This is a genomic window from Flavobacterium sp. EDS, from assembly GCF_020991525.1.
Taxonomy (GTDB): Bacteria; Bacteroidota; Bacteroidia; order Flavobacteriales; family Flavobacteriaceae; genus Flavobacterium.
In genome coordinates this window covers 368557-389321 of the sequence record NZ_JAJMOZ010000003.1, presented here as the reverse complement: position 1 = coordinate 389321, position 20765 = coordinate 368557, and the positions used below count along the sequence as shown (strand labels likewise).

17 protein-coding genes and 1 tRNA gene are annotated in these 20765 nt (G+C 31.7%); 3 read left to right on the top strand and 15 right to left on the bottom strand.

Annotated features, from left to right (window positions below; all coding sequences use genetic code 11):
• Positions 1-6 precede the first annotated feature (6 nt).
• From LPB87_RS07110 to LPB87_RS07045, 14 genes are all read right to left on the bottom strand, one after another.
• Positions 7-879, bottom strand: a complete 873-nt coding sequence (locus LPB87_RS07110) for a hypothetical protein (RefSeq protein ID WP_230605451.1) — start codon at positions 877-879, stop codon at positions 7-9.
• Between the two features lie 3 nt (positions 880-882).
• Positions 883-3519: a hypothetical protein gene (locus tag LPB87_RS07105; RefSeq protein WP_230605450.1), complete on the bottom strand. Its 2637-nt coding sequence runs from the start codon at positions 3517-3519 to the stop codon at positions 883-885.
• 10 nt (positions 3520-3529) lie between these two features.
• Positions 3530-4018, bottom strand: a complete 489-nt coding sequence (locus LPB87_RS07100; protein WP_230605449.1) for a DUF4280 domain-containing protein — start codon at positions 4016-4018, stop codon at positions 3530-3532.
• Between the two features lie 30 nt (positions 4019-4048).
• Positions 4049-5101 carry a hypothetical protein gene (locus LPB87_RS07095; RefSeq protein ID WP_230605448.1) on the bottom strand — a complete coding sequence of 351 codons (1053 nt, stop codon included), beginning with the start codon at positions 5099-5101 and terminating at the stop codon, positions 4049-4051.
• An 89-nt stretch (positions 5102-5190) separates the two neighbouring features.
• Positions 5191-5493 carry a hypothetical protein gene (locus LPB87_RS07090; protein ID WP_230605447.1) on the bottom strand — a complete coding sequence of 101 codons (303 nt, stop codon included), beginning with the start codon at positions 5491-5493 and terminating at the stop codon, positions 5191-5193.
• 335 nt (positions 5494-5828) lie between these two features.
• Positions 5829-6116, bottom strand: a complete 288-nt coding sequence (locus LPB87_RS07085) for a hypothetical protein (RefSeq protein WP_230605446.1) — start codon at positions 6114-6116, stop codon at positions 5829-5831.
• Positions 6117-6118: 2 nt separating this feature from the next.
• A complete protein-coding gene (locus tag LPB87_RS07080) occupies positions 6119-7201 on the bottom strand; it encodes a DUF2931 family protein (protein WP_230605445.1) in 1083 nt (360 codons plus the stop codon).
• Positions 7202-7263: 62 nt separating this feature from the next.
• A complete protein-coding gene (locus tag LPB87_RS07075) occupies positions 7264-8403 on the bottom strand; it encodes a DUF2931 family protein (RefSeq protein WP_129538259.1) in 1140 nt (379 codons plus the stop codon).
• Positions 8396-9862, bottom strand: a complete 1467-nt coding sequence (locus LPB87_RS07070) for a DUF2235 domain-containing protein (protein ID WP_129538258.1) — start codon at positions 9860-9862, stop codon at positions 8396-8398. The genes LPB87_RS07075 and LPB87_RS07070 overlap by 8 nt, the downstream gene beginning before the upstream one ends.
• Positions 9846-10019, bottom strand: a complete 174-nt coding sequence (locus LPB87_RS07065; RefSeq protein ID WP_164998657.1) for a hypothetical protein — start codon at positions 10017-10019, stop codon at positions 9846-9848. The genes LPB87_RS07070 and LPB87_RS07065 overlap by 17 nt, the downstream gene beginning before the upstream one ends.
• Positions 10020-10021: 2 nt before the next feature.
• Positions 10022-11887: a phage baseplate assembly protein V gene (locus LPB87_RS07060; protein WP_230605444.1), complete on the bottom strand. Its 1866-nt coding sequence runs from the start codon at positions 11885-11887 to the stop codon at positions 10022-10024.
• 214 nt (positions 11888-12101) lie between these two features.
• Positions 12102-12497: a type VI secretion system tube protein TssD gene (tssD, locus tag LPB87_RS07055; protein WP_129538256.1), complete on the bottom strand. Its 396-nt coding sequence runs from the start codon at positions 12495-12497 to the stop codon at positions 12102-12104.
• Between the two features lie 459 nt (positions 12498-12956).
• Complete coding sequence (locus LPB87_RS07050; RefSeq protein WP_230605443.1) at positions 12957-14120, bottom strand: hypothetical protein; 1164 nt, start codon at positions 14118-14120, stop codon at positions 12957-12959.
• A 175-nt stretch (positions 14121-14295) separates the two neighbouring features.
• Positions 14296-14373, bottom strand: a tRNA-Val gene (locus tag LPB87_RS07045).
• Between the two features lie 202 nt (positions 14374-14575).
• Here LPB87_RS07045 and LPB87_RS07040 point away from each other — a divergent pair.
• Positions 14576-16363, top strand: a complete 1788-nt coding sequence (locus tag LPB87_RS07040; protein WP_230605442.1) for an ABC transporter transmembrane domain-containing protein — start codon at positions 14576-14578, stop codon at positions 16361-16363.
• 84 nt (positions 16364-16447) lie between these two features.
• Here the strand turns inward: LPB87_RS07040 and LPB87_RS07035 are convergent, their stop codons facing one another.
• Positions 16448-17617: a proline dehydrogenase family protein gene (locus LPB87_RS07035; RefSeq protein ID WP_129538253.1), complete on the bottom strand. Its 1170-nt coding sequence runs from the start codon at positions 17615-17617 to the stop codon at positions 16448-16450.
• A gap of 355 nt (positions 17618-17972) precedes the next feature.
• Between LPB87_RS07035 and aroB the strand changes: the two genes are divergently transcribed.
• Positions 17973-19040, top strand: a complete 1068-nt coding sequence (aroB, locus tag LPB87_RS07030) for a 3-dehydroquinate synthase (protein ID WP_230605441.1) — start codon at positions 17973-17975, stop codon at positions 19038-19040.
• Positions 19041-19333: 293 nt separating this feature from the next.
• Entirely contained in the window at positions 19334-20737 is a 1404-nt protein-coding gene (locus LPB87_RS07025; RefSeq protein ID WP_129538251.1) for an arginine decarboxylase, read from the top strand.
• Positions 20738-20765: the final 28 nt, after the last annotated feature.

Below are 20765 nucleotides of genomic sequence, written 5' to 3'. Positions count from 1 at the left end.
CACTTTTTATCTAATAACTTCTAATGGTGATCCTGATTTTGGACGATGGAGTAGTATTCCAAAAATCCTTTTATAATCCTTATCTTCGTAATAAAGAGGAGAATCTCCATTTTTATCCTCTAAAGTAATTAATCTTCCATCTCCATAAAATTTCAATGAATATTTACTAAAGTCAATAGAATTCATTAATCCTTTTGCTTGTTGTACTTTCTCTTTTTCATCGTCCTGTTCTTGTAAAATTTCAGGAGCATCAAAATAGGCTAACAAAACTTCTTCTTCTCTTTTTTTAATAATTTTATAATAATCGTTATAAGATCCAGAATTCAAAATATTAAATACTTTTATATAATATCCTTGAACTTCTTTTAATAAATTACTTTCATTTTCAGCTAAATTTTTAGACGAATACCAACCCAAAATAGGGTTAAGTTTATCAAAATCTACATTCAAGAAATATGTATATTCAATATAACTTTCTTCTTTTATTTCTTTAGGAATACTTATTTCTTGCAAAAGACTAAAACCTTCAAATAAATTATTTTTACAAAACATTATTTTTAAACTAAAATTTTTATACAACTCTTTAGTAATATATTGTTTTTTTGCAGATTTATATAACTTTACTTTTAAAATAGCTTTTTTATTTGAAAGTAAATATTCATTAATAGGTAAAAAAGCACTTGATTTTATATCTTCAAAATTTTGGGCTACAAGATCATCATTTACTAAAATCTGGAAGTGGTTTTGAATATCATAATCAATACCATATATTATTGGAGTTTTCTTCATTGTTACCTTATTTTTTGCATTATTTTCTTTTTTCTCTTGACAACTTCCTGTACTAACTATAAACAAGAATATTAAAATTATTGTTTTCATTTTCTAATAATTATTTTCCTTTCCTTCTCCGAATTTCATACTGATCGGAGTTCCAGTGTAACTCGGAATCAATGTCAAAGGGTTCAATACTTTAGACTTATCTTTACTTCTTTTACTTTTATAAGATAGTTTAACATATCCTGTAATAATTAAACCCGAAAATTTGGTAGTCCAATCTATCATGTTATCATAATCGGCATTTGGACTTGCTGTTATTTTAAAATAACAATCCCCTTTAATCCCTGCTTCGAAAGTCATCTCAGGTTCAACAATTATCTCTTTTTTTATTTTAAATTTCACTTCCGTAGATATTTCCAATTTCCCTCCTAAAGTTCCAGAAATTTTTAGGTCAGCGTCCAATCTTTCCCCTTTTGCTTTGGTGGTATTGTATTTTATAAAAGCTTCTTCTAGTGCGAGATTAGCATAAAAAGTAAGGTCTATTCTATAATTTATGCTTAAGGCATCCCTCGATATTTTTTCTGCCAACCAGGTTGCTAAATCCAGTACTGTTATTAACTTGCCAAACAATGGTATTTTATCAGCCAGAGCCAGTACATCAATCTTTAGCTCTCCTCCTATAAATGGTACTATTTTGGCTCTCGCTGCTAATTCTATACCCAATTGATTATTTAGCGTATTGTATTTCCAACCTACTCCTACAGAGGGCGCAGGAGGTAAAAGAGAAAGACTCATCATATTTCTTCTTCCTGCCAAAGAGGGTGGTAAAGTTTCAGATGCTTTTCTTGCTTCTTTTGCTCCAGCTATTTTATCGACCAGATCATAAATAGATTTTATAATAGACAATGTTTTGCGGTACTCTTCGGCAAATTTAAAACTCAATTCTTGGCTTTTACCACCGTCATAAACTGCTCTTACAGATAGTCCAAAGTTTGATTTAGCATCTCCAAAATGTCTATTGGCATTCGTAGTTATTTTTTTCTTTCCATCTCTTGCATTTTTATTGTCTATATCCTCTTCTCTCTTTAAATCAGCCAATGCAACTCGATCTCCTTTATCTCTAATATCACCAATGGTGGTATTATCTCTTACAGCAGTTTTTTCTGTACCATAGATATCATAGGTAGGTTCAGATTGTCCGTACCAGATAGGGTCTGGTGTGTTATACATGAAATTAATTGTCCATTCTATTTCAGGCACCACTTTTAATAAAATATTGTGTTTGTGCCTACAAGTAGCTGCAGTGATAGGTAATTTGGATATCGCCTTAGAATTATTTTCAGATAACCAAAAATACTTGGGTAAATCGACAAGATCAAACTCAAAATAAGCTGTCCCTTCGATACTTTTAGGCTCGTGCTTGGTAATACTTATGTTTTTAGGCAATTCTAACTTATCGAAAGTAAAAATATTTTTTCCATGATCTTTGGGTTTATCTACATATCTACATTCATCGGTATTACTATCCTTATCTACTTTGATTGAGAATTTTTTAGGCTCAGACCCTAAGATTAATCCTACCTCAATATTGGGATTATAAAGTACGCTAGGGTTTGCTTTAAATATTTCTACAGTTGCTGTTTTTGCCCCTTTTTCATATTCTAATTCAATAGCAGTATACTTACAATGATCAAAATACGCTACATTAGTCTCAACATTCCCTACAATCAAGGGCATATTGGTAGCAGGAATTGGCAGCTCATCAAGTACTATGCTTTTTTTATCTGTACTCACTTGTAGATAGCTCCTGCCAAAATCAGTAAAAAAAACTCCTGTTTTTATAGATTTTACGGTAGGAAATATTTTTAGATTTTCTCCAGCTGTTTTTATCCAAGCACTATCAAGTACTACCTCTAGTTCTATTTTTTGAGCATAATTTATTTGGGTGTTATCTATTGTTAAAACACCTGATGTGCCTTTTTTGTTACTATCGTTAGGTTTTAGTTTATGAACCTTCACCTCACGAGTAAAAAAATCTTCCCCAGATATGCTTAGTTTATCATTAGGAGTAAATATATTCCTATCTACCAAATGTACCTCGACTTCCTGACCATAAAGTCCAGTAGTATAAATATGTAATATAGCCTTAGATCCTAAAGCTACTGTTGTACTTTCATTAATAGTATTGTATCTTAAATCAGTCCATTCAGTACGAACAATCCCAGAGACCCCTTCTGCTTGCACATACATCCCGAAGGGAGCTATTCCTTTTGGCTTTTCTTCTTCATGCCAGGCTTCGAGCCACGCAATACCTCCTCCTTCTAATAATTTAGGAAATGAGATACGCTCATGAATACCTTTTTTAAAAGCAACATTAGGCGTTATTTTATTGGGATCTACCCCATTATAAACTAATTGCCAAGTCCAGTTTAAGTCGTCAAATTTTTTTAAACGTTCGTTATACAACTTTAGTTTTTCACTGTATTTTTTAACGTCAATATTATATTGGTGTACATCAACATCATAATTCCATCTTCCGGTTTTGTTTAGCTTATTATATTCTTCCTTAGATAATTCGGTTATGGCTTTAGGTGCTATGGGCTTTTGTTTTTTTAAGTCCTCTATTTCCTTTATTGTTATAGTAAAAGATCCTGCCTTTTTTAGTACTAAACTATTTAGTCTGGGATCATATTTTTGTCCTTCTTCGACCTTTTGTGGTATGATGTGTACTTGCTTTTCCATCTAATTTGTATTATAAATCATTAGGTATTTTTAAAATATCATTCTCTGAATCATCTAAATCAAAGCCAGGAAATAATTCGGTTGCAACTTCAGGACTAGTATTTTTTATATTTTGTTTATTTAGTTCAGCAACTTGCCCGTGATTTTTTATGCTTATACAATCTGGTCCTCCTATGGGACATGAAGCTTTACTGTCTTCAAGCAAGATTTTTCCTTTGTTCGAGAGAACTACTTCTTCATAAAAACTGCTCCATTCTGTAATTACAGCTTGGCAAGGCTTGTAACCAAAAGCTGTCGGTTGTTTTTTGCATTTACCAAAGGTATTTGCCTCTAGGGTCTGCCCGATTTCTTTGGTAGTAGCAATGAGTTTTTTGGCCCCATCTTTGTCGTTTCCAAAATGCTTGGAGTGCGTTTTAACCTGTAAAACATCTGTTTGAGGAGCTTCGCTGAACTTACATTGACAAGTAGCTCCATGAACAACTACGTGTTTTTCTGCCATAATTTTTTATTTTATAGATTCAAATAAAATTTATTGTTGATATATTTCTACCTGAATCTTGTTGATTTTTTCGTTGTTCATTTTGGTACTAAAAGTTCCTATTATAGAAAATATGCTATTATCAGAACTGTTAAGTTTATATTGTACATTTCCCTCAGATTGTATAATTTGAATGTTAGGGCGGTCTTTTTCTAATACCGTTTTATTTTGCAAAACTTCATTAATAGTCCTGTTTTCCAAAACCTTACCAATGTGATTGATAATCAACTTACCACTCTTAGTATAATTTTTTTTCAGAGTTTGTGTTATTTCATATTCTAGTAATCTCTTAGACAAGAAGGGTACTTTTGCCGTATATTGAATTTCTTTTTTTTCAGGATAATTACCATATATAGGTTTAAAAAACAGATTGAAAAACCAATTTTTTGACAGCATTTTCAGCAATACTTTTTCGTTATTAAAGTACTGATCTGCTTTTTTTATAATAGTATCCGACTGTTCTTTTTTATAATAATGTGTTAGTTCTTCTTTATTAGCGATCCAGCGTTTTTTGATTTCGCTATGGTTTACAATTCCTTTTATTTCTCCCGTATTACTAATTTCCAATGCAATAGGGAAGATATTTTGGGCAATTTTATCTAAAAGCTGTTCTATTGCAACGTCAGGCATTTTTTGATTTATATAAACTTGTCTGCGATTTATTTCTATTATTTTAAAATTAAAATCATTTTTTTTATAAACGACATCTACCTCATAATGAATCTTGCTTTTTAGAAGATCTCCCTCATAATTTTCAAAAGTATAACCATAGTTTTTTGGGGCATAAAACCTAACAGGAAACAGATTGCGTCCTGTTTCTCTTTGCACCAATTTTTCGGGCGATTGACCTTGTAATACATCTGAATAAACATAAATTTCAGTCAAGTGTTTAGGAAACCTATTTCTTCTTATTTTATCCCAGAATCCAGCCTTAGCATTGTGTACCTCTTTTAAGTATTCTGTCTGAATTTTTAATTTTTCAGCAACACTCTCTAGGGTGTCACCTTCTCGTATAGGATATTTTGTAAGATAGATTAATTTCATTTTTTATTGTATTTGTGGCTTCTTATTGTCGTAATTTTTATGTTCATGAGCGATACCGCTCACTCCAACATATGATTTCTAAATTTTTATTAATTTAATAAATGGTTTAAGTATAGTTCTATAATATATAAAACTGTAATAAGTAATATTATTCCAACATTAGAAATTGCGTGTTTTATTTTGGAATTATAAAATAATTTAACCATTTCAAACAATAGAAAAACTCCAAATAGTATCAATAAAGTAAATGCAAAAAAGAGAGGCACATTTATTCCAATTCCACTATTCCCACTTTGTTTTTTATGTAAAAAAAATAAATTAGCAAGAATTCCAATTGGAATAAGTCCAAATACAATTCTAAATAAAATGTGTTTCTTTAAATCTCGTTTCATTTTTGACGACTTCATTTATACTATTCATAAAATTATCACTAACGGAGTTCTTTTGCGACAAGAGGTTTAGGATTAAATCAAAACTCATTTCGGATTTGCCCAAACATTCTGAATACAAAAACAACTTCCTCACTAAGTATATTGCCCAAATATGTTGTAGTAGCTAAGTTAGTATGTCCAGTAAATCATTTTCTTACTATTTTTTTATCTTCTTATTAAAACACTGGCTTAAAATTTTATAACTAGGCAAATTAGCTACTACAATAGCTCTAAAAATAAAATTTTAGCGTAGGGTCTTTGTCTTAATTTTTGTGCTTCCACATATTTTCGAAAATCTATATACAGCTGTTTTTTTTAGGATAAGCATCATGAAGCCGTGCAACATTAGACCAGGCATTATAATAACTGCTACTGGTTTTGTCTTGCCCATTTTTTCGATATGCCTCTGCAGAAATGGTTTCTTCAGGTGTTAATTTTTCACCTCTAGCCCTTTTATCATAATATTCTTTGGCATTGGTGTTGTTTTTATTATTATTAGTACCATCGAAAAAAATACCAATGGTCAGTTCCGTAACTTCATCTTCTTTTTTAGGAGGAGTATAATGTCCAAATATAACGCTCATAACTATTCATATTTACCTGTTCGTGTTGCCTTTTCTTTTATCTCATATCGTTTTCCATCTTGTTCTAAATATAAATCAGTAACTCGCTCTGATTTTATCTCAACATTAGGATCAATTTTTATAATCATTTCCGTAGCCTTATTTTTATCAAGATCTTCTTTAAACAATTTTCTAATTTGATTTTTATCAAAATCTACCGGAATTTCATTCTTTCCACCTTCAAGATATTTTGCCCAATATTCTTTATCGTTTGTAAAAGCTATTCTTGATACAAATCGCTGTTCTTGTTTCCCGCTTCCTATTGACCAGAAAATTTGAAAAGAAAAAGGAATTGCTCTATTTTTTAGTTCTATTGGTCTATCATACGGGTCTTCCATTTCTCCATTACACATTTTAATATACATAGAAGTTATTTTACTGCCTTCGGGTAAAATAACTTTTGGTTTCCAGTTGTGTTTTTCACGATACTCCTCATAAACCTCTGGTGGTGGGTAACCATATTCCTTAATTTGTTCTCGAACATCTTTAGATATAGTACCATCGTAAGTCAACATATCTTTAGTATAATCCTTTTCAAACATATACTTCTCATCTTTGCTAATAAGTTTCGGGTCTATAATGGTTTCATGAGCCTGAAATCGAGCTACTTCAACTTGTCTTCCAATTCCAGCAACCCAAACTACTACCATTCCTTTTGGAGCAAATCCAATTTTTATATGTTTATAAGGTTCTGTTACTACTTCTTGTCCTCTTTTAGCATAAAAACCCTCATCAAATAGCTGTTGTATTTTTTCGATAGGGAGTTTCCATTCGCCTGCATAAAATTTATCATCAACATACGATAACCATGTCATATCGAGCTTATCAGGCAAGGGCGCTTTTATAAAATCTACACTGCCTCCGCCTCCCCAACCAGTGTTGCTAAATCCTCCCATTTGGCTAAAAAAATAACCTCCTGCTGCTCCTGTGTACACTTCTACAGGATATTCTCTTGGTGCAGAAATATCTGCTGACCACTCATACTTTTTTTCCATACATGAATTTATTGTTATTGCTAAAAGCAATAAAAGCATTGTTTTTTTCATGAGCTGGGTGCTTTTTTCTTCTTTTGCCTAAAATTCCATAGTTGAGTAAATAAACTCCACAATTAATCCTCAAAAACCCTGACAATTATTTTGGTTAATGGGATTTCTTTACTTTCTTGTTTTATGATTACATTACATTCTTTATTAGAACCGTTAACTTTAAATAAGATTTCGATGGGTTTGCTTTTATCCAAACTATTGAATGCTTTAAATATTTCTTCTTCTTGAAAATCTTGTGGGTTTTTATCCTTAATTATTTCAGAATGATATCTATTTAGATAATATATAATGTCTTCTCTTAACATAACATCAGCAACATATTTTTGTCCAGATGCATCTTGCCATCTTGGCTCTAAATTATAAGGAATAGCCCTAGACTGAGGAGGATCACTATTTAATAAGGGATTGTTGCTATAGACACTTTCTTCTTCCGCATTGATCATTCTAAAATAAATCTCATTTAATTGCTCTCCATTGGTACCTATGAGTTTAAAGGACCAATTGTATTTTTCTTTATAAGTTTGCCATAATGTATAGGGCAATGTGTTGCTTTTTATTTCTTGTTTTACTTTTTCTGAAAATATTTTATTCATGTTGTCTTGCATATTTTCTTCACGAGTACCGTATTCAGATATATTCTTCCATTTTACATTTGTTACTTCTTTTGCATAATAGGTCGCTATTAATTTTTGCTCTCTCATGCCTGCCATCCAAACGGTAACTTCCCCTCCTAAAGAAACGCCTGCAATGATCTGGTCATACTTCATGTATTTTAATTTTCTGCCGGATTGTTCGTCATCAAAGGTTTTACCTTGATTAGATGGGTCTGTACTTTCTTCTTGTAGCATCTTTTCTATTTCTTCGGACGGCAAATCAAAAGTGCTCTCATAAAATTTATCTTCAGTTTCTGAATAAAAATGAATTCTCAAATCTTTCGGCACTTCATTAAATCCATCCCCTACTGCATCATTACCACCTGAGCCCCAAGGACCTCCTAATGTACCAGTAGGCCCTACAAGTGGTAAAAAGCCATTGGGGGTGTGAAAAGAGCTGGAATAAACAGTAATTTGGTATTGTTTATCGCAACTGGCATAAGCATCATATTTATATTCTTTCATGGTAAAATATTGGCAAGAAGTTAGGTTTATACTCAAAATACTTAAGAGTATAATATTGATTAATTGTTTTCTAGGATTATCCATCTATTACTGTTCTTATATTATTCGCTCTTGGTTCATGACCCGTTTTTTCTGTGGCCGACCAATGCAGGTTGGTGTTAATGAGTATTTTTTCATTGGCAAAATCAAGATAATTTTGATAAGATATGGGCAAACGTGTGTAATCTTCAGTATCTTTTACAGCCTGGATGTACGCTTCTAGTTTCTTTTTTACATAACTCAAAATGTGTTCTTTATCTCCAGCTTTTTCAGGTATTCTAAATTTTCTATTTATACCGTCCATATCAAATCCTGCCTCTTTTTCTTTAGCAAACCCACACATAAAGTGTAAGGAAAGAAAACTGTATCTCTGATCTATATAGCGAGTCCCTTTGTATATAATGTTATGATTGTCTGTAATCATTATATATTTTAACTGATCAGGTTTATACCAGCCACTCTCTACCAACTCTTTTTTGTGTTTTTCTTTAAAATATTCAAATTGTTTACTTGCGACCCCGTATTTTATTAGTGTAGCTATGCCTTCTTTATCCATTTTAACCAAATGCTTCTGCTCATAATTTCCATTTTCATAAGCCCCTCCTATATCACAGTGACAGCCAGGTAATGTGTATTGAAAGCCTCTAGTTGTGGCACTATTAATATTGGTAAGGTTAAAGTTTTTGCGCCATTCATGACCAGCTGCTATTTGTACCACATTTTTGACAGCACGATTACTTATTGCTCTCAAATTAATTTCCTTAACATCACCTTTAGCTTTCGTATCGTCATTAAAATTAACACCATAGGACGAAACAGTGTCATATAACCCTACAAATCTAATTTCCAAGACATTGATTTCAATTTTATTTGTCTCGAATAACAAGCCCAAATGACCTCGTTTGGGCAACTGTTCTTTCTCGACTTGCTTTAAATCCAGATCATAGTAGTCGTATTTTTTTTGCTCTGCATTCCACACCTTACTAGCAGAGTACCACTCTTTGGTGATTTCATTAATAAAAGCTCTTGCCGCTGCTGCGCCACGGCTAAAACCAAAGACATCTAAAACTAAATTTACTTTTGGACTCTTAACTTTAGATACCTCGTCAAAAACTTTTTTGCAGCCAATACGCACTTTTGCTCTTATGCCTGTTTCGCCTGTTCCTGTAAGATACCCCGCAACAGTATCAGTATCTCCATCCAGAGTGCCTATGCCTTCAACATATAATGCTTTATCCTTTCCTATAAGATAAAATTCCTGCATTCTGGCAACATTCGAATAATCATTGTCATAACTGTCTTTGTCTACCCCCCAAGGATCATCTTTTACCGCCTCTTTATCATATAAATCTCCTTTTTCCTTTTTTTCTTTTTCTTTCCTAATGTAAGTATTACGCTGGTTGTTTAAGGTACCATCAAATAGTACTGCTAAGGTAATTTGCTTTATCGTGTTTTCCGTTTTATCTGGTGGCGTGTAATAGCCGAAACTAATGTTTGTTGCCATCTGCCGTTATCTTTTTATTCGAAATTAAAGTAAGGTTCTCTGTTGTAGCTTCAATATTAGATTGGTTTGCGATTTTTGTTAATGTACCACCTACTATTAAAGTATATTCATTATTAACCGTCACTTTTCTGTTTTTACAAATTTTATAGATTGCCATAATTAAAACATTTTAGATTTTTCTGCACTATTAACTTCAACCGTCTTACCACTTTTCAGGGTTAAATTTTCTTTATTGCTGAAAATAGTAACACTAGAAGCTACCACATTAGAGATTTTTGCCTGACACATAAAATCTTTATCAACCATTTCTTTTCTATTATCGGAACTTTCAGTAATATCACCATTTGCTGTTTGGGTTAAATCGTTACCCGCCGTTTGCGAAATATTTTTACCTGCGTCACAATCCATATTTTCTCCTGCATCAATTTTTACATTTTTACCTGCGTTGACAATAAAATCTTCTCCTGCCTGCATTGTAATATTCTTTGGGGCAGTAACATTAATATTTCCTTTCCCATCCATAAACCAAGTATTGCCTGATGGGTCTTTTACTAATATGCTACTTGCACCCTCATCAAAGGTTATGGTACTTCCGGTTCTGGTATAAATACTTTTAATATTATTGTCTGCTTGACCGCCAGCACCAATTTTCCCATTAAACAAACTTCCTATTACAAATGGTCTGTTGGGGTCATTGTAGCGAAAACCAAGCATCACATTATCTCCTACTTCGGGAATAAAAACCATTCCTCGATTGGTGGTGACTTCACCACTGGTTCCTGCATCGGGTGTCATTACTCGTAACCATGGTGTACGTTGTTGTTTGGTGGCTTGCCATAGCATCTTTACACGTATTCTGCCCTGCCCTTTTGGATCATCATTGGCTACTACTTCTGCTTGTTGCATTTGAGCTATAGGAAAGCTGATGTTTGGCTCTGGTAACTTGCGTATTTTGGCAGGCAAGGCTTTAAAAGTATTTTCATACTCACCTATGTCGCTAGCTTTATGTGTTATTTCGGTGATGATATAAATCCCTACTTCGTTGGTTTCGTAGTTGATTTTATTAATGTCTTGTCCGCTGGTAAATGCCGTTAATTTGTCTTTTACCTGCATGGCATCTATGCTTATACTCATGCCTATTCGTAAACTTCTGTTTCGACTAGTGGCGGTTATAAAATTAGATTCTGCTGCGGCACTTTGCTGACGGTTTTGCAGTATGGTTTGCAAATACATATCGTCTCCAGTGGCTATTCTGCCATATTCTAATGAAGATGTAGCATATAGTTTTTGAGAAGCTGTTATAGCATCAGTGCCCAACTTTGGAAACCCTTCTATTTCGTCTCTAGTCTTAGCTTGATACAGTTTATTGATATCTTCGTTATAGGTAAATGCTTCAAATTGATTAGGAATTGCCTGAACAGAAATATTTAGGTTATAAAGATCTTTGTTATAAATCAATTTTGTAAAATCCATACTAACATTTGGTTTGCCAAAAAATAGTTTTTCTCCATCATAATACAGCCATTCGTTGTATTGTTTGGCCAAGCGTTGTATGAATTGAAAATCGGTTTCAAGATATTGGGTTTGATAGCCTAAATTACTACCGAGCTCAGGTTTAATGTTGTTTTGTAATTGTTCACCTGCTGTTGTTTGTATTACTTCCTCAATAATATCATGCAAATTGGTGTCTTCCCAAGAATTGAGTTTTGCTCCTGATTCAAGAAGTATCGTTTTAGAATAACCAGAAATAATAATTTGGCTACCCACATGTCCTAGTTCTTGGGCATATTGAACATTGGTCACTATTCCTAAAAAGTTATTATTATTTTCAAAGGCAATATGCACCACTTTTCCCAGCCAATTCTGAGCACTCTCTATAGTGTATGCTCTTGGTTTTTCGACCACAGAATGCGGAACACTAATTGTAAAATGATGGTGGTTATTAATCGTTTGATGCAGCTCGATAGTAGTGAAATGTGAAATTTCTTTTCTATCAATACCAAATGTAATTTTAGAAATGACCATAATATGTTTAATTATAAGTTTGATTTTTAAAATTTTAACTTAAATAGATTATAGTCTTAAGCTCTTGTTTCTAAAGTTCTTATGGAGAATTCAATTTTAAGCTAAAAATATCATGTTCTGAAAATAGAAGTGATACTTATTCAATGTTTTTGAAGAAATTGTATAATGAAAGAAACAAGAAGCGATGCATTACCGCTTCTTGTCAATTGAGAAATTAAATTTTAGCCCAATTGTTATCTAATGTAGCATTACCTAATGTAATTTTTTCTGCAGAAAAAGTAATCTCAGTTACCATTGGAGTTTCAGCCAAAGCATCTAATTGCTCACTAAAGAAAACAATAAAAGCATTCTCAAAAGAAAGTTCTTTCATTACTTGCTCAGAATCGGCTTTGAAAAATTTCACTTTCCCACTTACTGGTTTGTGCTGACTGTTTACTGCCTGCTCAATAACAGTAGTATTATCTGTAGATTTTACTTTTAAATTTAATCTTCCTCCTTTAATTTCAGATGAAACTGCACCTTTACCATCAGTATGTCTTATCATCTCTACTTTTGAGAATAATACTTGATAATCGTTTCCCTCGAATTCTAAAATTGCTTTAAATGCCATAATATAAATTGTTAAATTGTTAAAAATTATTTTTTAGAAACCTCTCTCTACTGTCTGACTAGTATAAACAGAAAAAGAGGTAGCCTAAACTGATCTTAGAATACCTCTTTTTTATACTTAAAAGTACTTTTTTGATTTACTTCTTTGGTAGGAAGATAAGAGTGATTCGTAATCAATATTAATGTAAATATATGACTACAAATGAAACAAACAAATTATTTTGTACTATTTTTCATAAAAAAATTAAAACTAATATAACAAAAAAGTAAGATTATAAATCTAAATTACCCGTATTTAGATTATCCAATATTTTTAGATAATCCCAACTTTTGCACTTGATCCCCTTTAAGTGCAAAAAAATATTTCAAAAAAAGGCATAAAAAAACTCCTTAAGAAATTAAGGAGTTTCTTAGTATAGCACCAGTGATTACAATCGAACACCTAATAGGACTGTTAGCGTTAGTTTTTTTGTTTCAAAATATACAATCCTCCATTTTTTATGATAGGCTCAACGATACCTGTGCTATCGTTCATATAGCCACCAATATTGATATCATAATGCAAAAAAGCCACTTTTGATTTTGTTCTCAAATGCTTGGGTAATTCATATAAATATAAATCATTTTTACATTTGGAGTCTTTAAAATATTTTATTGCTTTCTCTTTGAAAAACAAACTTTCGTTGTTATAAGCAACTTGAAAGTAGGCTGTATTAATAAACGATGGAAAAACCCAATCTGGAAAATCAAAGAAACCTCCAGTAAAATAATACTCATCTTTTTTGCGAGAAAGCAATTCGATTGAATTTGAAGTTTGGTAATCCAACTTTTGCTCCTTTAACAGTTGTGTATAATACATTTTTAGATAATCATCATCTATTTTTTCGCCAATCTGTTTGGTTGAATAAATTCCGGTTTTTTGGTTTTTTAAAACAATTAACCTTTTATCGGCAAATTTTGCGGGAAAATTTAAAAAATCAATCTGACCAATAGTATCATTTTCCAATTTATTACTTCCTGAATGCGTAAACCTATAATCTCCTTTTTGTGAGAATAATAAAATCCAATAGTTTTTAATTTTAAAATACATTGGATAATTTTCGGCTAGATAATCAAAATTCCTATTGGTGTCATAAACTACCATTTCAGCATCTTTGTAATATTTCTCAAAAAGTATTTTAAAATCGCTGTCTTTAATTTCATTTTTAAAATTTAGTATTTGCGAAAATTTAGTATATACCAGCTTCTTTCCTGAAAAATCATACACTCCATTTTCAGCAAATACATACGGTATAAAATTTGCAAAATCAAAAACAGATGTATATTTTTCTTTTGCTAAATCATCTGATATAATAATATTTCCTAAATAATTATATTTTGTTAATCCTTTATTATTAGAAACGTAATAATCATTATTAATGCTATCATACAATATTGGAAAAGTGCCATTCACTGGTAAAATTTCATAATTTTCAGATTGCGGTTTTTCTATTAGGCTTTTAAAATTTTTATACCATTTTGGCTTAAAAAAATCATTTGTTGATATATTATGGGGCGTACATCTATCTAAAAACAATAACACCAAAAGAGCACTAATAATCAAATAATAAATATTTTTTTTCATGTTTTTTGTTCAATTTTAAGCTTTCGGAGATAAAATTACTACAAACTTGTATATAATTCTGATAACGATAAGATTTACTTACTATTTTGTGGATTATCCTAAAATTATCTACTTATGCCAAAAATTATTTCAAAAAAAGACATAAAAAAACTCCTTAATTTCTTAAGGAGTTTCTTGGTGGGCGATGAGGGGTTCGAACCCCCGACCCCCTCGGTGTAAACGAGGTGCTCTGAACCAGCTGAGCTAATCGCCCTATTTTACTTAGGTTGCTATCATATCCTGATTGCGTGTGCAAATATACAGCTAGAATTCATAATTACAAGCCTTTTTTTTAAATAAATTTAAAGTTTTTTTTACACATCTCTTTTACAACACTTTAATTACATCACGAAATGGTATAATTCTTTTGTAATAACTCGCTATAGTCATACATTTGTACTTATATATATTATACAATGGCAAGATTCAAAGAAAATGATTTACCTAAATCAAAAATAACCGCTACTTCACTCAATAAAGCAACAATAATATTTAAATACGCAGGAAACCACCAATGGAAATTTTATGTTGGATTGGTTTTTTTACTTTTTACAGGAGCAACGGCATTAGCTTTCCCTAAATTAATGGGAATGTTAATAGATTGTGTTAAGAACAAAGACAACTCCGAGGCCAATATGATCGCACTCGGACTGGTTGTTATTCTTTTTTTACAGTCTATCTGTTCTTTCTTCAGACTATCATTATTTGTAAATTTCACCGAAAATACGCTAGCAAATCTACGTTCGGCACTTTACAGTAATTTGGTAAAATTACCAATGTCATTCTTTTCACAAAAACGTGTAGGAGAATTAAATAGCCGTATCAGTGCCGACATTACTCAGATACAAGATACCTTAACATCGACAATTGCAGAATTCTTACGTCAGTTTATACTAATTATAGGAGGAGTTATTTTATTGGCTACCGAAAGTTTAAAACTAACCTTATTAATGCTATCTGTCGTTCCGCTTGTGGCAGTTGCAGCAGTTATTTTTGGTCGTTTCATTCGTAAATATTCAAAAAAAGTACAAGACCAAGTTGCCGAAAGTCAGGTAATTGTTGAAGAAACAATGCAAGGAATTAGCATCGTAAAAGCTTTTGCTAATGAATGGTACGAGATCGCACGTTATAACGGAAAAATCAAAGAAGTAGTAAAACTAGCAATCAAAGGAGGTAAATACCGTGGCTACTTTGCTTCATTTATTATATTCTGTTTGTTTGGAGCTATCGTAGCCGTAGTTTGGTATGGAGTACGATTAAGTATTGCGGGCGAAATGAGCGTAGGTCAATTAATTTCGTTTGTACTCTACTCTACTTTTGTTGGAGCTTCGTTTGGTGGAATCGCCGAATTGTATGCACAAATTCAAAAAGCAATTGGTGCAACCGAACGTGTTTTTGAATTATTAGATGAGCAACCAGAGAAAATAAACTCGAACCAAAATTCAACGGCTATCGAAAAAATACAAGGAAATGTAACGTTCAAGAACGTACAATTCAGCTATCCGTCAAGAAAAGAAATTATGGTCCTAAAAGATGTTAATTTCACTGCAAAATTCGGACAGAAGATTGCAATCGTGGGGCCAAGTGGAGCTGGAAAATCAACAATCTCTTCTTTATTATTACGTTTTTATGATATTGATGCAGGAGAAATCATTGTTGACGGAAAAAACATTTACGATTATGATTTAGAAAACCTAAGAGGAAACATGAGTATTGTTCCTCAAGATGTAATTTTGTTTGGAGGAACTATTAGAGAAAATATCGCCTATGGAAAACCAGATGCGACTGAAGAAGAAATTTTATTAGCAGCCAAACAAGCCAATGCGTTTAACTTTATTGAAGGATTCCCTGAAAAATTCGATACGCTGGTTGGAGAAAGAGGAATTAAACTTTCTGGTGGACAACGTCAGCGCATAGCTATAGCACGTGCATTACTTAAAAACCCAAGCATTTTGATTCTTGATGAAGCAACATCATCATTGGATAGTGAAAGCGAAAAATTAGTTCAAGAAGCATTAGAAATTTTGATGCAAGGAAGAACAAGTATAATCATCGCACACCGTTTATCAACCATTCGTAGCGCCGATCAAATTCTAGTTCTTGACAACGGAGTAATTTCGGAACAAGGAACTCACCAAGAATTAATAGCGCTAGAAAACGGAACCTATAAAAATTTAAGTAATCTACAGTTTAGTAACTCTTAGATTTTAAAATTAAAATTCATAAAAAAACTCCAATCAAAAAAATTGATTGGAGTTTTTTATATTAACTGAGACTGAGACTAAAAACTACTTCTCTTTTCTTCTCTTACGCTCTGTTTTTAAAAGTTCTAACTCTCTATTTGTTTGTCCGGCAACCGAAGTGTTTTCTTCTGCTCGACGGATAAGGTATGGCATAACATCTTTTACAGGTCCAAACGGAAGGTACTTAGCAACATTATATCCATTTTCAGCCAGATTATAACTAATATTGTCACTCATACCATATAACTGACCGAAGCAAATTCTGTGGTCGTTATTTTTAATCCCTCTATCTTGCATTAATTGCATCAAAGTATAAGAACTATTTTCGTTGTGTGTTCCTGCAAAAATAGACATTGTATCTAAATGCTCTAACATATATAAAACTGCCGCATCATAATTAATATCGGTAGCTTCTTTAGAAACACAGATTGGAGAAACATATTTTTTCTCTTCAGCTCTTTTATTTTCTTTTTCCATATAAGCACCACGAACCAATTTCATTCCTATAAAGAAACCTTCAGCTTTAGCTTGTTCATGTAATTTTTTCAAATAATCCAAACGATCCCAACGATACATCTGTAATGTATTAAATACAATTGCTTTCTCTTTATTGTATTTACGCATCATTTCAGTAACTAAATCATCGGCAGCATCTTGCATCCAACTTTCTTCACCGTCAATAAGTAAAGCAACATCATTTTTATGCGCTTCCTTACATACAATATCAAAACGCTCTACTACTCTATTCCACTCTGTTTGTTCAGCAGGGCTTAAAGTTTGTTTCTCACCTAATTTTTCATACAATTCAAAACGACCTAAACCAGTTGGCTTGAAAACCGCAAACGGAATTGCTTCTCGTTCTTTAGCAAACTCAATTGTTTTTAAAGTCATTTTTAAAGCAGCATCAAATTGCTCCTCTTCTTCTTTTCCCTCAACTGAATAATCTAATACTGAACAAACACCTTTAGTGTACATTTTGTCAACAACAGTAATACAGTCATCTTCATTTACTCCTCCACAAAAATGATCAAAAACTGTGGCGCGAATTAATTTCTCTACAGGTAAATTTGCTTTTAAAGCAAAGTTTGTAACGGCTGTTCCAATACGAACTAATGGTTGATTGGCAATCATTTTAAAAAGAAAATAAGCTCTCTCAAGTTCTGTATCACTTTTTAACGAAAATGCAACTTGTGTATTATTAAATATTTTTTCCATTATTAGGGATTTTTTTTTATGCAAATATAGAGAGAGTTTGAATACTTTTTTTGTTAAAAATTCATTATTTCACATCATTTACCACTTAAAACAACTAATAAACAAGATTAAACGCTATCGCGACATATATATAATAGAACAACAAGCAATTAACATTGTTAAAATAATTATTTACATAGTTAGTTCTATTTCAATTTTCCCTAATATTCTACATCAGATAGAAGTATCCTGTAGAAACATTTAAATAACACAAACTATTTACAAATAGAATAATTTAAACAAATTAGAGAGCGAGTTTGAATATATTTTAGTTTAAAATAACTTATTTTTGCGCTTTCAATTAACTACAAACAACATGCAATCAATTCACGCCAATAATTACCCTATTCATTTTAATGAAAATGCATACAAAGCATTAAATAATCATTTAAACGAAAATAAGTATTCTAATTTATTCATCGTTGTAGATACAGATACAAATGAGCATTGCTTACCTAAATTTCTACCTTTATTAGAAACCGACCTTACTATAGAGATTATCGAGTTTGAATCAGGGGAAATCAATAAAAACATTGAAACTTGTATCGAAATATGGAAAGTACTAACTGAACTTGGTGCCGACAGAAAAACATTGATAATTAACCTTGGCGGTGGTGTTGTTACCGATTTAGGTGGTTTTGTAGCTTCTACATTTAAACGTGGAGTCGATTTTATACACATCCCTACTACCTTACTATCTATGGTAGATGCTTCTGTAGGTGGTAAAAATGGTGTTGACTTAGGAAATCTTAAAAATCAGATTGGTGTTATCAATGTTCCTAAAATGGTATTAATTGATACACAATACTTAGAAACTTTATCACAAAGCGAAATGCGCTCTGGCCTTGCAGAGATGCTAAAGCACGGATTAATTTACGATGCCACTTATTGGGAAAAGTTTTTAGACTTAAAAACTATCGATTTTGCAGATCTTGATGAATTAATATACCGTTCTGTAGAAATTAAAAACGAAATTGTAATGCAAGACCCTACAGAAAAACATATTCGTAAGGCTTTAAATTTCGGACATACATTAGGACATGCCATAGAAAGTTATTTTTTAGAGAATGAGAACAAGAAAACATTACTACATGGTGAAGCAATTGCTATTGGTATGATTCTCGAAAGTTATATCTCATTACACAAAAACCTACTTACTAAAGAAGAATATTCTCAGATAAAATCGACTATAAAATCAATTTATGACGATGTCATTATTGAAGAAAATGATATAGAGCCAATCTTAGAATTGTTAATTCATGATAAGAAAAATGAATATGGATTAATTCAGTTTGCGTTGATTGAAGGAATCGGAAAAATCAAAATCAATCAATCCGTTGAAAATGAATTGATTCTTAACTCCTTTCAAGATTACAAATCTTAACTTATTTTTTAATAAAAAAGCTTTGCTTTACGTATATAATATTTTTTACATTTGCACCGTGAAAAAAAGTCAAAAACAAAAACAATTTGGTTCATATAGAAACCACGCCAATGCCTCATTCTTGAGGATATTGAACCGTTTTTACAATATAAAAGGAAACTTTTGTTTTGATATCTTTCAATGCTTAAAAGCTGAGCACGAGAAACTACAGATCGTGTTCGCAAATATTAGAGTTTGAATTTTAGATTATTTTATTGTTTACAACTAATTTAATTTAAAATACATCTATTTCAATGAATACAAAATATTCTGATTTAATAAATCAAACTTATTACTTTCCTCAAGAGGAATTCACATTAAACAAAGACAACCTACATTTCCACAATATCGATTTGATGAAATTGGTAGAAAAATATGGTACGCCATTAAAATTTACTTATTTACCTCAAATTTCTAACAACATCAACAAAGCAAAAAGTTGGTTTAGAAAATCGATGGAAAAAAATAAATACGAAGCAAAATACTATTACTGCTATTGTACTAAAAGTTCTCATTTTGAATTCGTAATGAATGAAGCTTTCAAGAACAATATCCATATAGAAACTTCATCTGCATTTGACATTAATATTGCAGAGAATTTATTAGAAAATGGTAAAATCAACAAAAACACGCACATTATATGTAACGGTTTCAAGAGAGACCAATACGTTACAAATATTGCAAGACTTATAAACAATGGTCATAAAAATACCATTCCGATTATAGACAACTACGAAGAACTTGATTTGCTTCAAGCAGAAATCAAAGGGAAATTTAAAATCGGAATCCGAATTGCTGCTGAAGAAGAACCAAAATTTGAGTTCTACACTTCAAGATTAGGAATTGGATACAAAAACATTGTTCCTTTTTACAAAAAAGAGATCAAAGAAAATAAAAATTTAGAAGTGAAAATGCTACACTTCTTTATTAATACTGGTATCAACGACAATGCATATTACTGGAACGAATTAGTAAAATGTATTAAAGTTTATGTAGCTTTAAAAAAGGAATGCCCGACTCTAGATGGTTTAAATATTGGTGGAGGATTCCCTATTAAAAACTCATTGGCTTTTGAGTACGATTACCAATATATGATTGATGAGATTATCAATCAAATTAAAATTGCTTGTGACGAAGCTGAAGTAGATGTTCCTAATATTTTTACTGAATTTGGTTCATTTACCGTAGGTGAAAGTGGAGGTGCTATTTATCAGATTTTGTACCAAAAACAACAAAATGACAGAGAAAAATGGAATATGATTGATTCGTCTTTCATTACCACTTTACCTGACACATGGGCAATCAACAAACGATTTATTATGCTAGCCGTAAACCGGTGGAATGATACTTACGAACGGGTTCTATTAGGTGGTCTTACTTGTGATAGTGACGATTATTACAATTCTGAGCAAAATATGAATGCCATTTATTTACCTAAATACAATAAAGAAAAACCTTTGTATATTGGTTTCTTTAACACAGGAGCTTATCAAGAAACAATTGGAGGTTACGGAGGATTACACCACTGTTTAATCCCGCAACCAAAGCATATTTTAATTGATAGAGACGAAAATGGATTTTTGGCAACTGAGGTATTTTCTCAAGAGCAAACATCAGATGAAGTATTAAAGATATTAGGGTACAGTAAAAAACAATAAAAAAAATCGCAAATTGCACTAAATAATT